Below are 20976 nucleotides of genomic sequence, written 5' to 3' on the forward strand. Positions count from 1 at the left end.
CCTACACGGCTCCCAAACTTGCAAGTATAACGGCCTTTATGGTGTGCAGCCTATTCTCCGCCTCCTCAAAAACAACAGAATGTCTGCTTCTGAAGACCTCGTCGGATACTTCCATTTCTTTTATGCCGTATTCTTTTTCTACCAGTTTTCCCATCTCCGTATTGGTATCATGAAAAGCCGGCAAACAGTGCAGGAAAAGTACATTGGGATTGCCTGTCTTATTTATAAGATCCATGTCCACTCTATAGGGTTCTAGCAGCTTTATACGCTCTGATATCTTATCTTCCTCTCCCATGGATACCCACACGTCCGTGTATATGGCATCTGCTCCTTCTACCAGAGACAAATCGCTTCCTGTTATAATGCTCCCTCCGCTTTTTTTTGCAAGCTCTTCTGCTTTTTTTACAAGTTCCGGCTCAGGTGCAAGCTCCGGGGGGCAGAGTGCCGTATAGTGCATTCCCAGTATTGCGGATATTATCATAAGTGAGTTGGCAACATTGTTTCTTGCATCGCCCGAGTATACCAGCTTGACATCAGACAGGTTTTTGCAGGTTTTTTCCTTGATCGTAAGCACATCAGCTAGTACCTGCGTGGGATGATACATGTCAGTAAGGCCATTCCAGACAGGTATGCCGGAGTATGTGGCAAGCTCTTCTACTGTCTTCTGCTCATAGCCTCTAAAACCAATCCCATCATAGAATCGGCCCAAGACTTTTGCCGTATCTTCCAGAGATTCCTTTTTTCCCAGCTGACTGTTGGTAAGAAAGGTAACCTGTGCTCCTTCTTCTGCGGCAGCAAGTTCAAAGGCGCATCTTGTCCTTGTAGATGTTTTCTCAAAGATAAGTACTATGCTTTTTCCAGTAAGTCTTCTCTGCCGTATTCCGGCTCGTCTTTCTGCCTTGAGAAATGCAGCAAGCTCTATGATATATTCTATCTGCTCCCTGCTATAATCAAGCAGTGTAAGCAGGCTTTTCCCTCGTATGTTTACGGCCATAGCACCCTCCTAAGGTTTTTATGTGGATACAGTAACCCAGTTTTTTTCTCAATGCAAGTATTATCTTATTTCTTGTCATAGAATTCCAGAAGACAAAAAACGGATTATAAAAAAGGGACGGATGCCTACGCATCCGTCCCGTTCGGTATAAACTTATGAGGTATTATTTTTCTATTATATCTTTTATCGCGTTGGAGATGTCCATTGAGTAATCTCCAAGGTGCTCAAGATGGCGTACAATGTCCATAAAGTAAAGCTCGCCTCGCACATCTGCTTCTTCTGTAAGGGTTTTTCTGGATTTCTTCCTGAGTTTGTCACGCATCTTGTCTATTTTCTGCTCAAGTCCGTATGCATAGTCAAAGTCATAACCAGGAGTCTCGTTCTCAAGAAACTCAACGTTATAACGCAGAAACTCTATAACAAGCTCTGTGTATTCACTAAGCTCGGATATTGCCTCCTCGTGGAATAAAGCGTTCTTCTTCTCCTTCTGTCTGAGCAATCTAGCTATACGAAACAGGCTGTCGCTCATGCTCTCAAAAGCACGGCTCATTACCTGATAAGCCATAAGTCTGTTTGCCTGTTCCTGGTTCATGGATGAGGTTGCACACTTGGTCAGGGTTATATGTATGGCTTCTTCCATCTCATCAAAGCGCATCTCAAGCTCAGAGGCGCGTTCCTTGAGCTCGTTCAGTGTTTCCATGTTGCCAGTAAGAGACGTGTGCAAGAGCTTGGCCATCTCGTATATGCGCCTTGCCATCTGGGTTATGGCTTTACCTATCATTATAAGGTTGGACTCAAGGCTCTCAGGAAGAGGAGAGGCAACCATAACAAGGGCATCTTCTGCCTTTTCTTCTGGTAGTATTTTAAATAGGAGCTTGGCATATGGTTTTACAAACCATATAAAGAGAAATGTGTTTGTAATGTTAAAGAATGTGTGAAAAGCAGAAAGATGGTATGTTACTGCATTGTGGTCCGTTACAGCACCGGGAATCACATAATCAACAAATGCGATGAAAGGACGGAATACAAAAAGCATCCAGATAACACCGGTTATGTTAAACAGCATATGTGCATAAGCTATTCTCTTGGCCTGACGGTTCATGGGTATTGAGGCAAGAAACGCCGTTATAGTAGTACCTATGTTCTCACCAAGAACAGCAGCAGCAGCAAGAGGAAAGGTTATCCAGCCTTTAAAAAGCAAAGTAAGAGTAATAGCAACAGTTGTAGAAGACGACTGCAAAATCATAGTTGCAAGACTGCCCATAAGGACAAAGGCAAAAATAGAAAAAAAGCTGTCATCGCGGAAAAACTCAAAAAACCACTTTGTCTGCTCTGTAACCTGTACATCAGGTACCTGTTCTTTAATAATTGACAGGCCAAGAAAAATCATAGAGAAACCAAAAAGTGCCTCTGCAGCCTCTCTTACGGACTCTCTTTTGCTAAAGAACATGGGAAGAGACACTGCAAAAACAGGCAGAACAAGATGCCCCAAAGAAAACTTAAATCCAAAAAAAGACACAATCCATGCCGTAAAAGTAGTACCAATATTGGCTCCAAAAACAACTCCTATAGCCTCCTCCATCGCAAGCAAACCAGCATTGACAAGACTTACCACAAGTACAGTAGTAGCAGAAGAACTCTGAATCACGCTGGTAACAAGTGTACCAGAAAGGACACCCTTTATCGGTTTATCACTAAAAGACCGCAAAATCCGTCTAAGTCTGCCACCGGCACGCTTTCTGAGCCCCTGGCTCATAAGCCTCATACCATAGAAGAACACAGAAAGCCCACCAATAAGATTGACAATCATAAGAAACGTCTTCACAAAAAGCCTCCGGGAAGGGAAAGGTTTTCTTTTTTATACACATAAAAAAACAAAAAGTAAACAAATAATCGCCTGCAATAATGACAAATCCGACTAAGATTACCACAAACTCTGCATATCATAAAAAATTATTATACCGAACGTCAGAAAGCGCGCCATAACAAGCAAAACAAAAAGGAAAAGCGCGCTTCTGACTGCCTTCGGCAAAAGCTGATAATGTAAAAAAAGTAAACAAAAGAAATAGAGACACACCATTATCTCCTGATCCAAATAGAGAAAAGCAAAAAAAGACACTTAGCATATAAAAAACTGACATTTCATCAATACACTGACCCTTATATGAGGAGCAGTCAAGTAAAGACACATAAAACAACGCCCCACCCTTAATAAAACTCACATCCAATGATAAGATATATCCATGGACAACAACCTGTTTTCCGCAGCAAGCAGAGAAAAAGCAGAACCACTTGCAGCAAGAATGAGACCTAGAACAATAGACGAGTTTGTAGGACAAGAACACATCTTGGGACCGGGCAGACTACTTAGAAGAGCAATACAGGCGGACAGACTATCATCGCTTATATTTTATGGACCACCCGGCTGTGGGAAGACAACACTGGCACGCGTAATAGCAAACACAACAAAAAGCGCATTCTTATCACTCAATGCAGTACTAAGCGGAGTAAAAGAAGTAAGAGAAGCAATAGCCAAAGCACAGGAAGAACTTGCATACAGAGGGAGAAGAACAATCCTCTTTGTGGACGAAGTCCACAGATGGAACAAAGCCCAGCAGGACGCATTGCTGCCATGGGTAGAAAACGGCACAGTCATACTCATAGGAGCAACAACAGAAAACCCTTACTTTGAAGTAAACTCTGCATTAATATCAAGAAGCAGAATATTTCAGCTACTGCCACTTACAGAAGAACACCTCAGACAAATAGCGCTCAACGCACTAGCAGACCCTGTGAGAGGATACGGCAAATACAACATAAAAATAGACCAAGACGCACTCACCCACCTTATAAACATAGCAAACGGAGACGCGAGAACACTCCTATCCGCACTGGAGCTTGCAGTAGAAACAACACCGGACAATTTTCCTCCAGAAGGCAACGAGCCAATATACATAAGCAAAGAAGTAGCAGAAGAAAGCATCCAGAGAAAAGCAGTACTGTACGACAAAGAAGGAGATTTTCACTATGACATAATAAGCGCATTTATCAAGTCATTAAGAGGTTCTGACCCTGATGCAGCCTTTTACTGGCTCGCAAGGATGATTGACGCCGGAGAAGACCCCAGATTCATCTTTAGACGCATGCTAATCCTTGCAAGCGAAGACGTTGGGCTTGCTGACCCCCAGGCAATACAAGTAGTAAACTCCTGTGCACAAGCATTTGACAGAGTGGGCATGCCAGAAGGACAGTATCACCTTGCACAGGCAGTACTCTATCTTGCCACCTGCCCCAAGAGCAACTCCGTTATGGGTTATTTTGATGCACTAAGAGCCGTAAGAGAAGAAAAAAGCCATGAAGTCCCCACACATCTCAAAGACTCATCAAGAGACTCCAAAGGATTTGGCCACGGGCAGGGATACATCTATCCCCATGCATATAGAGACCACTGGGTAGCACAGAACTATCTGCCGGCAGGACTCAAAAACAGAATCTTCTACAGACCGGCAAAAACAGGATACGAAGCCCGGCTTGCAGAGGAAGTGGAAAAAAGAAGAACAATTCTAATGGACATAGAAACAGAAGACACAGAAGAAATACTCAGCTTTACACCGAACAGCATAACAGGATGGCAAAACAGAACAGAAGAAGCAGCAGAAAGAAATACAGAAAAACTTCTGGCAAAGATAACAGAACATGCAAAGATAACACGACATAACAGAGTCCTGGTGCTGGAGACACCCCCCGGCCTTATACTCTGGCAGGCAGTAAGACAGGCAGCAGAAGGACAGGTCACAGCAGGTCTTTTAAACAGCAAAGAAGAAGAAAAGATAAAAGCAATAGCAGAACAATTTGACAGCCTTCTTGCCCCCATAACCTTCATCTATCAACCAGAAAAACTTGAGGACAACAATATCTATGACAAAATCGGCTACACACAATTCGAACGCATACTAGTAAGAAATCTGTTGGGAACAAAAAGCAACAAAGAGACAATCATAAAGCAGCTCGCCACACTCACAGAAAACAACGGTAAAATCGTAATAACAGAAACAATATATAGAGAAGGACAAAGGCTCAACGAAATTATAAACTTCCGCGGCAACGAGATACTAAGAGAAGAATTAAAACAGGCAGAAGAAGAGTTCTATTCCTCCAACAATGACCCCAGACTCAACTGGCAGCCCGAGACACTACAAGAAATGCTAATACAAGCAGGATATGCGATAAAAAAAGCAGAAAGAATAAGATACGGAGTAAAACGCATAATAAAAAAACAAGAAATAGAAAAATGGCTAGGAGATACAAACAGCCCCTATAGCAGCTTTATGAGACAAAAGCTGGGAGTAGAAAAGACAGAAACAATAAGAGAACAAGCAATAACAAGCCTAGCAGAAAGAGAAATCCAATGGAAAAGAGAAATCTGCATAATATCTGCAGAAATGAAAAAACAAAAACAACAATTTTAATTGACAATCAAACAAGGATTTTGTAGTATAACGACAGCCTGTAGGACTTGACAAAGAGCCGGTTTTTTTGCAATCTACATCACGCAAAAGCGGTGGATGTAGTTCAGCTGGTAGAACACCAGATTGTGGCTCTGGGGGTCGCGGGTTCAAGTCCCGTCATCCACCCGGCATGCGCCTGTAGCTCAGCTGGATAGAGTGCCGGACTTCGAATCCGTGGGTCGTAGGTTCGAATCCTACCAGGCGCGTGGTAAAATGTGGGCCGTTAGCTCAGCTGGCAGAGCAGCAGACTCTTAATCTGCGGGTCGAAGGTTCGATCCCTTCACGGCTCACCTAGCCCTGCCTATTGACAGGGAATAATTTTTACGCTACTATCCGCATCGATGTGATGCGAGAGTGGTGGAATTGGTAGACACGCTAGACTTAGGATCTAGTGCCGCAAGGTGTAAGGGTTCGAGTCCCTTCTCTCGCAGAAGTCTACCAGAAAAAAACGCGGGAGTAGCTCAGCGGTAGAGCTCCACCTTGCCAAGGTGGATGTCGCGGGTTCAAGTCCCGTCTCCCGCTCTAGTGTACCGGTTTGCCGGTACACTTTTTTTTTATTTTCATAACACTATAACGGTTCTTTTCTCTTGTTTATTTTTTTGTTATAGTAAGAAAAATACATAAAAAACTCTTTGCAAAGGATGGAATACTGTGATTAAAAGCAAGGATATCAAAAAAAACGAGAATTCTTCCGTAAAACTTTCAATAACAATAGATAAGGAAGATGCAAAAAAGGCATATGACAGCGTCTTGGCTCAGTATGCAAAAGAAGCTCAGATACCTGGATTCAGAAAAGGAAAAGTTCCTGCAGCAATCCTGGAAAAAAAGTTTGGTAGAGGAATCAGATATGAAGCAGGAGAAAATCTCATAAAGGATGCTCTTGATGAGGCCTTTAAAGAAATAGAAGAAAAACCACTTGCTTATTCTATTCCCACTCTAATATCAGATTTTCCAGAAGACTTTACCAAGGACATAACCTTTGAAGTAGAATACGACATTTATCCAGAGTTCTCTGTACCAGACTACACGGACATAGAAGTGGAAGAACCCAAGGTAAGCATAACAGAAGAAGAAATAAACGCTGAGTTGGAAAAACTGCAGAAGCAAAACGCAATAGTCGTAGAGAAAGAAGAAGGCAGCAGAGTAGAAGAAGGCGATATTATAACTGTAAATTATCAAGAATTGGATGAAAACAACTCCCCTATAGAAGGTTCAAAAAGAGAAGACTATGTTTTTACGGTAGGCACCAAGTATAACCTGTATGAGTTTGATGACGAACTTATAGGTCTCAAGAAGGGTGAGAAAAAAACAATAGAAAAAACTTTTCCAGAGGATTATCAGGTAAAAGAATTTGCAGGCACTACAAAAAAAATAGAAGTGGAAATAAAGGCCATAAAAACACAGAATATACCAAACCTAGATGATGACTTTGCACAGGATGTAAACGAAAAGTACGAAACACTCGATGACCTCAAAAAAGACATAGAAAACAGACTTATAAAAGAAGCAGACTCCATAATAAGACAGAAAAAAATAGATCAATTTCTTGCTAAACTTTCTGAAAAGACAGAAATCCCAATACCCAAAAGTATGATAAAAGCAGAACTGGATAATTCTTACCACCAGCTCGCCCACCAGTACCAGACAACAGAAGAAAATCTGGACAAGGCATTGGAAAAAGAAGGAAAAACAAGGGAGGACATATATAAAGAGTGGGAACCTTCTGCAACAGAAGCTCTCAAAAAAAGACTGATAATCAACCAGCTCATCCAAGACAAAAAAATAGAAGTCAGCGACGAAGAGATGGAAAACTATTATAAAGAAATAGCAGAAGGTGCAGGTGTGGATGTGGAGCAGGTAAAGCAATATTATGCCCAAATGGGATTAACCAACGAACAGCTTAGCTATGACCTCAAGGAAAAAAAGCTCTTTGATCAGATATTGGAAGAAATAAAAGTAAAGAAAGGCAAAAAAATATCTTATGTGGACTTAACCAAAGCAAATGAGTAAATTATATAAACAAAAAGGTAAAGGAAAAGCAATGACAACAAAAATGAGCAATCTTGTCCCCATAGTCATAGAACAGACAGGCATGGGGGAAAGATCCTATGATATTTACTCAAGACTGCTTAAAGATAGGATTATATTTATAGACGGCGAAATCAACGATATTACGGCAGACCTGGTAGTGGCTCAGCTTCTTTTTCTGGAATCCCAAGATCCAGAAAAAGATATAAGCGTATATATAAACACACCAGGAGGCTCAGTAACAGCCGGACTTGCAATATACGATACAATGCAGTATGTAAAACCCGATGTTCAGACAATATGTCTGGGGCAAGCAGCTTCCATGGGCGCTCTGCTGCTTACGGCAGGAGCCCCTGGTAAAAGGCTGGCACTTCCCTCCTCAAGGATACTTATCCACCAGCCTTGGGGAGGAGTACAAGGGCAGGCTGCAGATATTGCAATACAGGCAAGGGAAATAGTCAGATTAAAAAAGCTGATTATATCATATATGGCAAAACATACAGGTAAAAAAGAAAAAGATATTGCCAATGACCTTGAACGTGACTATTTTATGAGCCCAGAAGAAGCAAAGAAATACGGTATAATTGACGATATACTTATAAGAGGTTGAAATGGCAAGAAATGCAAAAAACGATAGAGCATGTTCTTTTTGCGGAAAAAGCGTACAATATGCAAAAAAACTGATAGCAGGACCCGGAGTGTATATATGTGACGAGTGCGTCAATGTATGCAAAAGAATAATAGATGAAGAACAGGACACAATCAACTGGGAAATGACAGAAGATATCCCTACCCCGCAGGAATTACACGCCCATCTCGATCAATACGTAATAGGTCAGGAAGATGCAAAGAAGATTCTCTCTGTTGCAGTATACAACCACTATAAAAGAATAAACAGCTTTAACATTCTGGAAGATGAGGTAGAGCTGGAAAAATCCAACATACTGCTTATGGGACCAACAGGAAGCGGAAAAACTCTTCTTGCAAGAACATTGGCAAAAAAGCTCAACGTACCATTTGCCATAGCAGATGCAACAACTCTTACAGAAGCAGGATACGTGGGAGAAGATGTAGAAAACATACTTCTCAAGCTTATACAGGCTGCAGGTAATAATATTTCGGCTGCAGAAAGAGGCATAGTCTATATAGATGAGATAGATAAGATATCAAAAAAGTCAGAAAACGTATCCATAACAAGAGATGTATCGGGAGAAGGTGTACAACAGGCACTATTAAAAATAATAGAAGGTACAATCGCATCCGTCCCTCCTCAGGGTGGCAGAAAACACCCCAATCAGGAAATGATAAGGATAAACACAAAGAATATTCTCTTTATAGCAGGCGGCGCTTTTGTAGGACTTGATAAAATAATAGAATCAAGGATAAAAAAGCAGGTTTTAGGCTTTGGTGCAGATGTAAAAGGTTCTTCCGATAGAGAGCTGTCCTTCCTGTATAAGCAATTGCAGCCAGATGATCTTATAAAATTCGGCATGATTCCCGAGTTTGTAGGAAGATTTCCAATCCATGTTGGACTACATGAGCTCTCTGTAGAAAACCTAGTAAGAATAATAAAAGAACCCAAAAACTCCATATTAAAACAGTATCAGGCAACATTAAGATTGGACGATGTGGAACTTATAGTAGAAGATGATGCAATAGAAGAAATAGCCAAATTATCAATAGAAAGAAAAACAGGTGCAAGAGGGATAAGATCCATATTTGAAAACATAATGCTGGACGTTATGTATGACATTCCTTCCATAAAAGGTAAAAAGCAAGTATTAATCACAAAAGAACATATCCAAAAACAAAAAAAACCAGAAATAAAAATCATAAAAAAATCAGCATGAAGCTTTTTGACATAAAGAATGCAGGGAGAACAATTCCCATTGTTCTCCCATCCATACTCATTATAGAAAGAATATCTCTTCTCAATCATCCCATCCACATACGGGTGACAAAACAGGAAGACATAGCAGCTGTAAAAAAAGCCATGGAAAACTCAGGAAGCATTTTTATACGATATCCCGGCATAAGAAAAACAGAAGAAGAAGCACCAATCGGCACTATTGCAAGAATACTTAGAATACAGGGACATGAGGGAAAAGAGCATCATCTACTTATAGAAGGCAAAAAAAGAGCAGAAATAAAAAAAATACTGGAAAAATCACCATTTTTTAATATAGAAATAAAAGAAATAGTAGAAGAAAAAGATATAGACGAGAACACAGCACTACATATAAGAACAATAAAAACCCTGATAAAGGATTTTGCAAAAGAAGCAAAACAAAAAGAAACAAGACTAGAAGAACTGCTCGCAAGGATAGAAGATCCTCTCACTATGCTAAACTTTGCCATGTTTAGTATACCCATCCCCGTAGAAAGACAAATATTAATATTTAACCTAGAAAAACCGGCTCAATATCTGCCAGCACTGGAAGAAGCAATAGAAACAGAAATCCAAAGCCTTTCCATAAGAAATAAGATACAAAAAAAAGTAAAAGAAAAAATGGAAAGATCGCAAAAAGAATATATACTTAACGAGCATATAAAAGAAATAAGAAAAGAACTGGGGCAAGATATATCTACAGAAGACGAAATAAGTGAAATAGAGAAAAGAATAGAGGAAAAAGGACTTTCTCAAGAGGCAAAAGAAAAGGCATATAAAGAGTTATCAAGATTAAAAAAACTTCAGCCACTATCTCCGGAAGCAGGTGTCGCAAGAACATATATAGACTGGCTTCTAGATATACCCTGGCAGGAAAAAACAGAAGATAACAGAGATATAGATAAAGCAAAAGCGATTCTCGATGCAGATCACTATAATCTTAAAGAGCCCAAAGAAAGAATATTAGATTTTATAGCTGTTAAACAATTATCAGATAAGTTAAAAGGACCTATATTATGTTTTGTCGGCCCACCGGGAACAGGCAAGACATCTCTGGGTAAATCTCTTGCACATGCTCTATCCAGAAAATTTGTAAGAATTTCTCTTGGAGGAGTAAGAGATGAGGCAGAAATAAGAGGCCACAGAAGAACATATGTAGGAGCTCTTCCCGGAAAGATAATACAGGGAATGAAAAGCGCAGGAACAATAAATCCGGTATTTTTGCTTGACGAGATAGATAAAATGAGTAACGATTTTAGAGGAGATCCATCAGCAGCTCTTTTAGAAGTACTGGATCCAGAACAAAACCATGCCTTTTTTGACCATTACATAGGACTTCCGTATGACCTTTCTTCCGTTATGTTTATAGCAACAGCCAACTCGCTTTATTCCATACCCCATGCATTGCGTGACAGAATGGAAATCATAGAAGTACCAGGATATTCGGATATAGAAAAAATACACATAGCAGAAAAGTATCTGATACCAAAACAAAAAAAAGAAAACGGCTTAGAATGGGCAAAGATACGTTTTAAGAGAGAAGCATTGCAAAATATTATCCATCAATACACTATGGAATCAGGAGTAAGAGAACTAGAACGGCAAATTGCAAGAGTAATGAGACAATTGGCCAGAGAAGCAGTAAAAAAAGAACAGCATAAAAAAAACAAAGAAGAAAGAAATTTTTCTAGAGTAATTACAGAGAAAACAATAGAAAAGCATCTGGGACCTGCAAAGTACATAAAAAAGAAAACAGATAAACAAAACAGAATAGGACTAGCCAACGGCCTTGCATGGACAGAAGTGGGAGGAAGGCTGCTGCCAGTAGAAGCAGTAACATTTCAGGGAGCAGGAAGACTAATACTAACAGGCAGTCTTGGAGATATAATGAAAGAAAGCGCTAGAACTGCTCTCTCCTTCTTACAAAACAATGCAAGAAAATTTAACCTTGGAATAAGAGATTTTGCAGGAAAAGATATCCATCTGCATGTACCAGAAGGAGCTATTCCCAAGGACGGACCATCTGCAGGTATAACAATAACAGCGGCCATACTGTCCTCTCTTACCAATACTCCCGTAAAAGCTGATTTTGCAATAACCGGAGAAATAACTCTAACTGGCCGCGTCTTACCCGTGGGAGGAATAAAAGAAAAAGTTCTGGCAGCACAAAGACATGATATAAACAACATAATCCTTCCGGAAGATAATCTAAAGGATACGGATAAAATCCCTCAGGAAGTACAAAAGACATTGACCTTCTATCCGGTTAACAATCTCATGGAAGCATTAAAACTCTTATTTGGTAAGGATGTGTTTAACTGGTAACTACCAACTCATTTCATTTCCTTCAAGATCAACATATGCTGGTCTGGTATCAAGCGATAGTATTATATTACCTACTTTTTCTGCGGCATCATAAGGACTTATGGGAGCCTCAGAACCACCCATATCAGAGCTAAACCATCCAGGATGAATAGCACACACTGTAAAACCTTCTTTGGACAATCTGTTTCTTAATATGGCAGTAGCCATATTAAGAGCCGCTTTTGACATGCAATATGAGAACTCCGCTTCTCTCCAACAATTAGCAATGGAACCTGCCTCTGACGAAATATTTGCTATCCATTTTTTCTTACCTCGTCTTAAAAACGGAAGGAAATTTTTTATTACTTTTAAAGGAGCTATACTGTTTACCTCAAAAGTAGGTGCATATATAGAAAAATCGAGCTCATCTATATCCGGAGCATTTTGTTCAAAATGTACAGCAGCATTGTTAATAAGAATATCCAAAGAATCAGTATCTTTTTTAAGAGAAAAAACAATATCAGTAAGCGCTTCTTCCTTTGTCACGTCTCCATAATACAAGAAAAGAGAATCAGAATACTCTTTCTTTAAGTTATCCAAAGAATAGGAATCACTTCTAATTATATTGTATACATTATATCCTTTTTTTAAAAAATAAGATACAAGAGATAGCCCCAAGCCCCTTCTGGCTCCAGTGATAAGAATATTCATAGTTTTCTCCTTAAAACATTGCAATAAACAAAAACAAGTTAAAAAATTCCTTGATAATGCATGATTCTAACTTATAATATAACTATAGACACAGAGCTGCAAGGAGGCTTCTTATGAATATCTTTTCAAAAAAAAAGCTGCTGGTTCTTCTGATATTGGTTTCTGCAACATCAATTCTATTTGCTTTCGAACTTTCTTCTCTGTATGTAAAAACAGTATATGTGTCCAAAGTCTATACATATGACCAAGGGTACAAGGTATTATATGTAAAGCAAAACCTAGATATAGGGACAGCATATATACCGCTCAAGTGGGTAAAAGAAAAAAAGGCCATAATCGTACCAGGAAATGATCCACTCTATCCATACATGTCCATATACTGGAAAGAAGGTCAATTTTACAGAGTTATTCTCTACATACCCGATGATCCCAGAAATCCGGCATGGGGATTTACATCAAAAACAGACCAAGAAGCGGATAAATTTGAAATTGATACTCTGGAAATGGAATTTTAACAGAACAGCTTGCAATTAACATATAATTGAGATAAAAATAGCAGACTCTCAAATCAGGAGATATTATGCAGGCACCCAACAATGTGCTTGAATGGATAGATAATAATTCTGTTTTTTTAATATTGGGACATAAGGATCCGGATGGTGACTGTGTGGGTTCCCAGCTTGCCATAACCAGGTTTTTAAATAGGATAGGGAAAACTGCGATTCCTTTATCAAAAGGAGCCTTTAAAACCACAGAAGTAAAAAGCTACGAAAAATTTTTTACTAAGAATATAACAGAAACAGAACTCAATAGACTGCAAAACCCTGTAATAATAGTTTTGGACACATCCACACAGGATAGACTTGGAGAATTTGCTTACCTTACTGACAGATACCCTACTTTGGTAATAGACCATCACATAGCAGGAGAAGACTTTGGCACTTTAAAATGGGAAGAGCCTTCCGCACCTTCTACTACTTATATGGTACAAAGCATAATAGAAACAAAAACAGGTAGCATTTCACAAGAGGAAGCTTTCTTTGTATTTTATGGACTGGCAACAGATACCGGATTTTTCAGATTTTTGGAAGAAGGCAGTGCCCATGTCTTTAAGTCTGCAGCCAGATTGGTAGATGCCGGAATAAGCCCAAGGAATCTCTATCTTGCCACGCAGAAAGGTCAAACATTAAAATCAAGAAAATGGCTTGGGATAATGCTATCCAATATGGAAATATTGTGTGACGGAAAGTTTGTAATATTCTCAGAAACAATGACCATAAGAAATGAATATCCCGATGGAGACAGGCAGACAGACCTTCTATACAATATTGTATTGGATACAGATCAATGTGAAGCAATAGCTGCTATACGAGAAGAACCCAATGGCGGTTGTAAGGTTAGCATGAGGTCAAAAAAATATCTGGATGTAGCGAGTATAGCAAAATCATTCGGAGGAGGCGGTCACAAACATGCTGCAGGTTTTGAAACAAAAGCAAAATTGGAGAGTATAAAAAAAACAATAAAATCTCTATTCGAACAAAATTGTAAATAATTGTAAAAAAAGTATAAATAATAGACATTTTTCTGGCATAAAAATTGCATATATGTCCTCAAGTATATCATAAGGGGGATATATATGGACTATCTGTCAAAACAAGTCATCAAGTATCAAGAAAAAAGACAAAAGTTTGAAAACATTTTTTCTATCCTAGCAGAAGAAATCTACAATTATCCAAGAAACGAAGAACACCGAGGAGGATTTCTGATATTCTTTTATCCTAGATTAAAAAAGCTTTGTAAAACATTTGAATATCAAGGAATACCATTTTCTCATTACCTTAGAAAGACAATTAAATGGCAATATAAAAGTTTTTTAAAAGAAATATCCACACGCAATAATTTGGAAGATATTCTATCAAGTTCTGACTTTCAGGAGCTATATTTAAACAGGTCAGCACTATCCTTTAATAGTGCACATGATAAAAAAACATCAATGCTTGCAGAAATACTAAAAAATGCAAAAGGGAAAGAAAGAACCAGACTTTTTTTCCTTATTTTAAGAGAAATAGAATACCTCCCTCCAGATTATGAGGAAGAAATAGCAGAAATAATGGAAATAGAAACAGACCATCTGCAATATATTTTTTCTGAACTCAGAAAAAGACGCCATAGCAGAATAATAAAAAGACAAATCGTACAAAAAAAGAGAAATGCATTAAATATGAGAATACTTCTGCTAGAAAAACAAATTGAACTTGCAAGTGAGGAAGAAAAAATACAACTTATAGAGGAAATAGAAAAGAAAAAAATTAGACTCAAAAAACTAGACAGAAAACTAGAAAAGATGTCAATCCGTGCAAAACACTCCGATATAGCAGAAGTTCTCAACATTCCAAAAGGAACAATTGACTCAGGTATATACTATATAATAAAACGCTCTCAGGAGGGAACATCTTTTATAAACAATTATTTTAGCGATTTCAACTCTGCAAGCAAGGCATGCCATGGCAATGTAGCACACTTTACTCTCACAGGATAATCGCGCAAACCGGAGAAAACAACAAGATCTCCGTAGTTATCCAGAGGCTCCTTGCTCTCACCTCGCAATACAGCCAATACGTTCTCTACAAAAGATATGGCTTCTTCTTTGCTCTTCCCCTTTACTATATCTGTCATAATAGAAGCAGAAGCCATATCTATGGCACATCCATGACCGTCAAAATACACCTTTTCTATTATTCCGTCTTTTACATCAACCTCAAGTTTTACAGAATCTCCACATGTCGGGTTATTATGAAGATGAGAATCAGGAATATGTGATAAATCCCTTCTATTCCGCGGATGTTTATAATGATCAAGAAGTATCTCCTGATAAAGATCATTAAACTGCATATTAAAAGAACTCCTTAGCATATTTTATTGCAGAAACAAGAACATCTATGTCCTCTACAGTATTATATATTGCAAAACTCGCTCTTACAGTAGCAGGGACAGAAAGCCGCTTCATAATAGGCTGAGCACAATGATGACCAGCCCTTACAGCTACTCCTCTGCTGTCCAAAATCTGAGCTACGTCGTGAGGATGGATATTATCGACATAAAAAGAAATAACACCTCTATGAGAAGAATCCTTACTCCCGTAGACAGTAAGCCCTTCTATATCTTCTAACCTTTCTATTGCATAGTCCGTCAACACTCTCTCATGTTTTATGATAGTATCAAAGCCCAAAGAAGAAATAAAAGAAACTGCCTCGGCAAACCCCGCAGCCCCTTCTATATTGGGAGTCCCTGCTTCAAACTTATGAGGTATATCATTCCATGAGGAAGAATATAAATCCACGGATAATATCATGTCACCTCCGCCAAGAAACGGGGGCATATCTTCCAGTATGTCCCTTTTTGCCCAAAGAAAACCTATTCCCGTAGGCCCGTAGATCTTATGTGCAGAAACAGCCATAAAATCACAATTAAGAGCCTTTACTGACAATGGCATATGTGCTGCTGCCTGAGCGGCATCAAGCATCACTATAGCACCCCTTGCATGAGCATAGCTTATTATCTCTTCAACCGGCTGAATGGTGCCAAAGACGTTAGACATAAGGCTTACAGAAACAAGCTTGATAGATTCATCCCAGATATCTGACAGCACAGAAACATCGATTTTCCCTATATCATTAAAAGGAAGGAATCTGAGTCTTATCTTTTTTCTTTCCGAAAGCAACTGCCAAGGCACTATATTACTATGGTGTTCGAGTTCGGACAGTAGTACAATATCACCTTCTGATAAGTTCTGCTCAGCCCAGGTTCTTGCAACAAGATTGATTGCCTCTGTTGCATTTCTTGTAAAAACAATCTCGTCTGATTTAGCACCGATAAACTCCGCTACTCTCTCTCTGGATTTCTCATATAGATAAGTAGCTTTTTCTGATAAAAAATGTATGCCTCTATGCACATTGGAATGACTGTTCCTTGCATAATCCGTCATTGATTCTATTACCTGTATAGGCCTCTGAGTTGATGCAGCATTATCCAGATATACAAGGCGGTTTCCATGTATAGTCTGTTTTAATACTGGAAACTGTTCTTTTATATGTGCAATATTATTATACTTTGACATAGACATACCCATCTTCTATCTTAACATCGTATTTTTTAACATTCTTTGTGGCAGGAAAATCCAATACCCTGCCTGTCTTTATATCAAAGCGAGAACCATGCTTGGGACAATACACATGCTCCTTCCACACCATTCCTTCCGAAAGCAGACTATATTCATGAGAGCATACATCATCCAGAGCAAAGACCTCTCCATCAAGCTTAAACAAAGCTATCTTATTTTTTCCACACATAACACCTGTGCTTTTATCAAAGGAATCTGCCTTGATAGTCTTATACCACTTAGCCACACCTTCCCCTTAAAGCATTTTAATCTTTTTTTCTGCAAGCCTATATATTATTTTTGCTTCTCTATCAGGTATCAAATCAAGGACATCCTTGATATGAGCAGAAGAAAGCAATGCTGTTGCCTGAGCCTTATCTAGCCCCCTGCTTCTCAAATAAAACAATTCTTTATCCCCTACCTTTCCGCTGGTAGAACCATGACTGCATCGTACATCATCCGTAGATATGGACAACGTAGGTATAGAAGAAACCTCCGCATCATCTGATAACAGCAAATTCTTGTTGGAAAGATATGCATCCGTTCCTTTTGCCCTTTCCTTTACATCTATAAGCCCTTGATATACTGCTCTTCCTCTATCACCAGCTACAAGGTTATACCTTGATACACTATGAGTTCTCTCTGAAGAATGCTCCTGTACCGTTCTAAAATCATAATGCTCAGTACCGGACAGCACAGAAGCACCTAGAAGAAGTGCATCCGCACCGCTGCCAAAAAGATTTACCCATATACGTTGTTTTATAAAAGAGTATCCCATCATACCAGAAAAATGCACAAATCTAGCATTTTTCTTTAACTCTACATAAGAATGCGCCATCCTGTAAGGACTAAGAAGCTCTGTTCCAAGATCATATATGTTTAAGGATGCATTATCCTCTACAAGGCCACTGCAGACAAGATTGATAAAGGAGCCTCTACCTGCATTATGCTTTATGACCACATTGGCCGTAACAGAAGGCAACACAAAAAACATAAGATGCACATCGGAGATTGTTCCAAGATCCTGCTCAAGCTCTATCTCAATATCAACGTTCTTTTCTATTCTTATATATCTGGTAACAGCAGAAGACATGGCTCGCAAAATAAAAACATTATCAGCCTTGCTTAACATATTCTCCTGCATACTAATAAAGGCATTGTCTTTTATCTCATAAGGCATAAGAGCAGCTGCTCCATTCACATGGACATTGCAGTCGCTCTTCTTAAAATTGTCAAAATCTATGCCTGATATATCTGTCCTTCTCCACTCTTCCTCAAAACCGGAAGGAAGAGCCATATTCTCTGCCATTTTTTCTGCTCGTCTTATTATTGTATTCATATCCATTTGCTTAACCAACTGAGCCCTCCATCTCAAGCTCTATGAGCCTATTGAGTTCTACTGCATATTCCATAGGAAGCTGCTTAACAAGAGGATCCAAAAAACCATTGACTATCATACTTGCAGCCTCATCCTCAGAAAATCCCCTGGACATAAGATAAAAAAGCTGTTGCTCGCTTATCTTACTAACCCTAGCCTCATGCTCTATACGTGCATCACTGGACTTTATATCCATATAAGGATAAGTGTTACTGGTAGAACTAGGATCAAGAATAAGGGCATCGCATACTACATGCGACTTTACATCCTTAACATCCTTCTCTACCTTAACAAGCCCCCTATAACTTGCAACACCCCCATCCTTACTTATAGACTTGGAAGTAATAACAGAAGAAGTATGCGGGGCTGCGTGTATCATCTTGGCACCTGTATCCTGCTCCTGTCCCTTCCCTGCAAAAGCTATGGACAACACCTCGCCATGAGCACCCTCACCCATGAGAATAACAGAGGGGTATTTCATAGTCTTCTTGCTGCCTATATTTCCATCAACCCACTCTACCGTAGCACCTTCATAAGCAACAGCTCGCTTTGTGACAAGATTATAAATATCACCTGACCAGTTTTGTATGGTGCTGTATCTGACCCTTGCGCCGGGAAGAGCTATTATCTCTACCACGGCACTATGAAGAGAAGCCGTTGTATATACCGGAGCAGTACACCCTTCTATATAATGAACAAAACTTCCCTCATCTGCAATTATAAGAGTCCTCTCAAACTGTCCCATATTCTGAGTATTTATCCTAAAATAGGCCTGCAAAGGGATATCCACCTTAACCCCTTTGGGAACATAGACAAAACTTCCACCCGACCATACTGCAGAATTTAATGCAGCAAACTTATTATCCCCAGGAGGAATAACCGTACCGAAATATTTTTTTACAAGCTCAGGATGCTCTCTTACAGCAGTTTCCGGATCGCAGAAAATAACCCCCTTTTCTTCAAGCCCCTTTTGTATATTATGGTAAACCATCTCAGAATCATACTGAGCACCTACACCTGCCAGGTACTTTCTCTCCGCCTCCGGAATACCCAACCTATCAAAAGTCTTCTTTATAGTATCAGGAACATCATCCCATGTTCTCTCAGCCTTATCAGTAGATTTTACATAATAATAAATATCGTCAAAATCAAGCTCTGACAGATCAACCCCCCAATTGGGCATAGGCTTGGATATAAACATCCTATAAGCGAGGAGCCTAAAATCCCTCATCCACTCAGGCTCGTTTTTATGCTTCGATATCCTTCTTACAACTTCCTCAGAAAGACCCTTTTCTTCTCTTATAACAGGCTTAACATTATCGGAAAAACCAAACTTATAATCGCCTATATCAACTTTTGACGAGTTCATCATCACTCTCCTCTATACCGTACTCAGCCCTTATACTCTCATACCCCTCTCTTTCCAGAAGCTCCACAAGTTCTCTTCCTCCAGACCTAACAATATTCCCCCTGTACATGATATGCACATAATCAGGAGAAATGTGCTCCAGAATTCGCTGGTAATGCGTAATAATAAGAGCAGAAAAATCACCTCCACGCAAAGAATTAACCCCAACAGAGACATCCTTGAGAGCATCTATATCAAGCCCAGAGTCTATCTCATCCAGCATTGCAAGCTTAGGCTGCATCATAAGCATCTGAACAATCTCCATCCTCTTTTTCTCACCACCTGAGAAACCATCGTTGAGAGAACGATTGATAAAATCCTCCGGAAGCCCAACCGTTTTTACAGATTTTTTAAGTCTTGATATGATATCAGACACAGAGACACTCTTATTATCCTGCTTATCAAGAACCCTCTTTATAAACTTACCTATGGTAAGTCCGGGGACCTCAACAGGATACTGAAAACCAAGAAAAATACCCGCTCTTGCTCTCTCCTCTACAGGCAAAGCCGTTATATCATCACCGTTCCACAATATACTTCCAGACGTAACGATATAAGAAGGATGCCCCATTATCACATTGGCAAGCGTACTCTTACCAGAACCATTTGGACCCATAAGAGCATGAATCTCTCCGTCATTTACAACAAGATTAACACCCTTTAATATCTTATTACCCTCGACCTCAGCATAAAGCTCTCTTATCTCAAGTTTTGCCATTAACATCTCCTCATATAGGATAACCGAGACTAAACCTTGCAGCCTCGCTCATAAAATCGGGAGTCCACACAGGCTCCCACACAAGATTGATATCTAACCTATGAGACTGCGTAAGAGCAGCCACATTAGCCCTTATGGACTCTTTTATAACATCCTCAAGCGGACACCCTGGATACGTAAGAGTAAAATCTATCTCTATACTCTCATCCTTGACATCCACCCTGTACACAAGCCCCAAATCCGTTATAGGAAGCCCAAGCTCCGGATCGTAAACATTGGACAAGGCATTATACACAGCCTCTCTTGTTACACTATTCTCTGACATCTAAGCCTCCAAAAACCTGCCCTACTGACAGGCTATATATATTTTCTTCTATCAGACCAATTATCCCAAGAAGAGCACTCCTCACCTTACATGACGCCGTCTTCTTGCAGTCAACAGTATCCTTATCACAAGGGAGATAAGAAGAACTATCCTTCAAAGCCTCTGCAACCTGCCCCAACCTCAAAGTAGAAAGATTTGCAGCTAACCTATAACCACCATAAGCACCCTGAAGAGCCTCCACCACCCCACCACGTGCTAGCTTCTGAAGCAGCTTCTTGAGTCTTGCCTCGGGAATCCCCTCAGCCTCCGCAAGCTCTCTAGCAGAGACAAGCTCATTTTTTTTATCCATATAGAGCAACGCAAGCAAAGCATACTCCATATCCCTGTGAATCCTTATCACACCAACTCCTTAAATAGGACATTTTTTATCCTATTTAAAACAAAATTACTATATCATCATTTTATAGTCAATATAAAAGCAGAAAAAAACCGTAATTTCATATAAATCTGATTATAAAAAATTTATACCGAACGCGGGGCACTCATGCGTGCCCC

The 20976-nt window shown here is 39.5% G+C and carries 19 protein-coding genes and 5 tRNA genes; 13 read left to right on the forward strand and 11 right to left on the reverse strand.

What is annotated here, in order from left to right; translation table 11 throughout:
• Nucleotide 1: 1 nt before the first annotated feature.
• A complete protein-coding gene (gene argF / locus WKV44_09360) occupies nucleotides 2–994 on the reverse strand; it encodes an ornithine carbamoyltransferase (GenBank protein ID MEM5948749.1) in 993 nt (330 codons plus the stop codon).
• A 163-nt stretch (nucleotides 995–1157) separates the two neighbouring features.
• Nucleotides 1158–2819, reverse strand: coding sequence for a Na/Pi cotransporter family protein (locus tag WKV44_09365; protein MEM5948750.1), 1662 nt, complete (start codon nucleotides 2817–2819; stop codon nucleotides 1158–1160).
• A 418-nt stretch (nucleotides 2820–3237) separates the two neighbouring features.
• Between WKV44_09365 and WKV44_09370 the strand changes: the two genes are divergently transcribed.
• The 10 genes from WKV44_09370 (at nucleotide 3238) to lon (ending at nucleotide 11743) form a co-directional block, all read left to right on the forward strand.
• Entirely contained in the window at nucleotides 3238–5463 is a 2226-nt protein-coding gene (locus WKV44_09370; GenBank protein MEM5948751.1) for an AAA family ATPase, read from the forward strand.
• A gap of 92 nt (nucleotides 5464–5555) precedes the next feature.
• A tRNA-His gene (locus tag WKV44_09375) sits at nucleotides 5556–5628 on the forward strand.
• 6 nt (nucleotides 5629–5634) lie between these two features.
• Nucleotides 5635–5708 (forward strand) — tRNA-Arg (locus WKV44_09380).
• A gap of 11 nt (nucleotides 5709–5719) precedes the next feature.
• Nucleotides 5720–5792 (forward strand) — tRNA-Lys (locus tag WKV44_09385).
• Nucleotides 5793–5850: 58 nt separating this feature from the next.
• A tRNA-Leu gene (locus tag WKV44_09390) sits at nucleotides 5851–5932 on the forward strand.
• Nucleotides 5933–5952: 20 nt separating this feature from the next.
• Nucleotides 5953–6024 (forward strand) — tRNA-Gly (locus tag WKV44_09395).
• A 129-nt stretch (nucleotides 6025–6153) separates the two neighbouring features.
• Entirely contained in the window at nucleotides 6154–7512 is a 1359-nt protein-coding gene (gene tig, locus WKV44_09400) for a trigger factor (protein ID MEM5948752.1), read from the forward strand.
• 31 nt (nucleotides 7513–7543) lie between these two features.
• The gene (gene clpP, locus WKV44_09405; GenBank protein ID MEM5948753.1) at nucleotides 7544–8140 is read left to right on the forward strand and encodes an ATP-dependent Clp endopeptidase proteolytic subunit ClpP; all 597 of its coding nucleotides are present in this window, start codon (nucleotides 7544–7546) and stop codon (nucleotides 8138–8140) included.
• Between the two features lies 1 nt (nucleotide 8141).
• Complete coding sequence (gene clpX / locus WKV44_09410; protein MEM5948754.1) at nucleotides 8142–9380, forward strand: ATP-dependent protease ATP-binding subunit ClpX; 1239 nt, start codon at nucleotides 8142–8144, stop codon at nucleotides 9378–9380.
• Nucleotides 9377–11743, forward strand: coding sequence for an endopeptidase La (gene lon, locus WKV44_09415; protein ID MEM5948755.1), 2367 nt, complete (start codon nucleotides 9377–9379; stop codon nucleotides 11741–11743). Before clpX ends, lon begins: the two co-directional genes overlap by 4 nt.
• On the opposite strand, the gene WKV44_09420 is transcribed toward lon, so the two are convergent.
• Complete coding sequence (locus tag WKV44_09420; protein ID MEM5948756.1) at nucleotides 11744–12433, reverse strand: SDR family NAD(P)-dependent oxidoreductase; 690 nt, start codon at nucleotides 12431–12433, stop codon at nucleotides 11744–11746. It abuts the gene before it with no gap.
• A 113-nt stretch (nucleotides 12434–12546) separates the two neighbouring features.
• Between WKV44_09420 and WKV44_09425 the strand changes: the two genes are divergently transcribed.
• The 3 genes from WKV44_09425 to WKV44_09435 all read left to right on the forward strand — a co-directional run bounded on the left by WKV44_09425 (nucleotide 12547) and on the right by WKV44_09435 (nucleotide 14972).
• Entirely contained in the window at nucleotides 12547–12948 is a 402-nt protein-coding gene (locus WKV44_09425) for a hypothetical protein (GenBank protein MEM5948757.1), read from the forward strand.
• A gap of 65 nt (nucleotides 12949–13013) precedes the next feature.
• A complete protein-coding gene (locus WKV44_09430; protein MEM5948758.1) occupies nucleotides 13014–13985 on the forward strand; it encodes a DHH family phosphoesterase in 972 nt (323 codons plus the stop codon).
• Between the two features lie 84 nt (nucleotides 13986–14069).
• Nucleotides 14070–14972: a hypothetical protein gene (locus WKV44_09435; GenBank protein MEM5948759.1), complete on the forward strand. Its 903-nt coding sequence runs from the start codon at nucleotides 14070–14072 to the stop codon at nucleotides 14970–14972.
• On the opposite strand, the gene sufU is transcribed toward WKV44_09435, so the two are convergent.
• Genes sufU through WKV44_09475 form a run of 8 tightly spaced genes read right to left on the reverse strand, consistent with a single transcriptional unit; the run spans nucleotide 14900 to nucleotide 20821 of the window.
• Nucleotides 14900–15325, reverse strand: coding sequence for a Fe-S cluster assembly sulfur transfer protein SufU (gene sufU / locus WKV44_09440; GenBank protein MEM5948760.1), 426 nt, complete (start codon nucleotides 15323–15325; stop codon nucleotides 14900–14902). The two genes, WKV44_09435 and sufU, sit on opposite strands and share 73 nt — an antisense overlap.
• A gap of 1 nt (nucleotide 15326) precedes the next feature.
• On the reverse strand, nucleotides 15327–16556 hold the full coding sequence (locus WKV44_09445; GenBank protein MEM5948761.1) for a cysteine desulfurase: 1230 nt from the start codon (nucleotides 16554–16556) through the stop codon (nucleotides 15327–15329).
• Nucleotides 16537–16839: a non-heme iron oxygenase ferredoxin subunit gene (locus WKV44_09450; GenBank protein MEM5948762.1), complete on the reverse strand. Its 303-nt coding sequence runs from the start codon at nucleotides 16837–16839 to the stop codon at nucleotides 16537–16539. Before WKV44_09450 ends, WKV44_09445 begins: the two co-directional genes overlap by 20 nt.
• 9 nt (nucleotides 16840–16848) lie before the next feature.
• Nucleotides 16849–17931, reverse strand: a complete 1083-nt coding sequence (locus WKV44_09455; protein ID MEM5948763.1) for a SufD family Fe-S cluster assembly protein — start codon at nucleotides 17929–17931, stop codon at nucleotides 16849–16851.
• 10 nt (nucleotides 17932–17941) lie between these two features.
• Nucleotides 17942–19342: a Fe-S cluster assembly protein SufB gene (gene sufB, locus WKV44_09460; protein MEM5948764.1), complete on the reverse strand. Its 1401-nt coding sequence runs from the start codon at nucleotides 19340–19342 to the stop codon at nucleotides 17942–17944.
• Nucleotides 19320–20096, reverse strand: a complete 777-nt coding sequence (sufC, locus tag WKV44_09465) for a Fe-S cluster assembly ATPase SufC (GenBank protein ID MEM5948765.1) — start codon at nucleotides 20094–20096, stop codon at nucleotides 19320–19322. Before sufC ends, sufB begins: the two co-directional genes overlap by 23 nt.
• Before the next feature lie 10 nt (nucleotides 20097–20106).
• Complete coding sequence (locus WKV44_09470) at nucleotides 20107–20421, reverse strand: metal-sulfur cluster assembly factor (protein ID MEM5948766.1); 315 nt, start codon at nucleotides 20419–20421, stop codon at nucleotides 20107–20109.
• Nucleotides 20408–20821: an Rrf2 family transcriptional regulator gene (locus WKV44_09475; GenBank protein ID MEM5948767.1), complete on the reverse strand. Its 414-nt coding sequence runs from the start codon at nucleotides 20819–20821 to the stop codon at nucleotides 20408–20410. Before WKV44_09475 ends, WKV44_09470 begins: the two co-directional genes overlap by 14 nt.
• Nucleotides 20822–20976: the final 155 nt, after the last annotated feature.

The sequence above is a fragment of the Spirochaetia bacterium 38H-sp genome, assembly GCA_039023545.1.
Lineage (GTDB): Bacteria > Spirochaetota > Spirochaetia > Winmispirales > Winmispiraceae > Rarispira > Rarispira pelagica.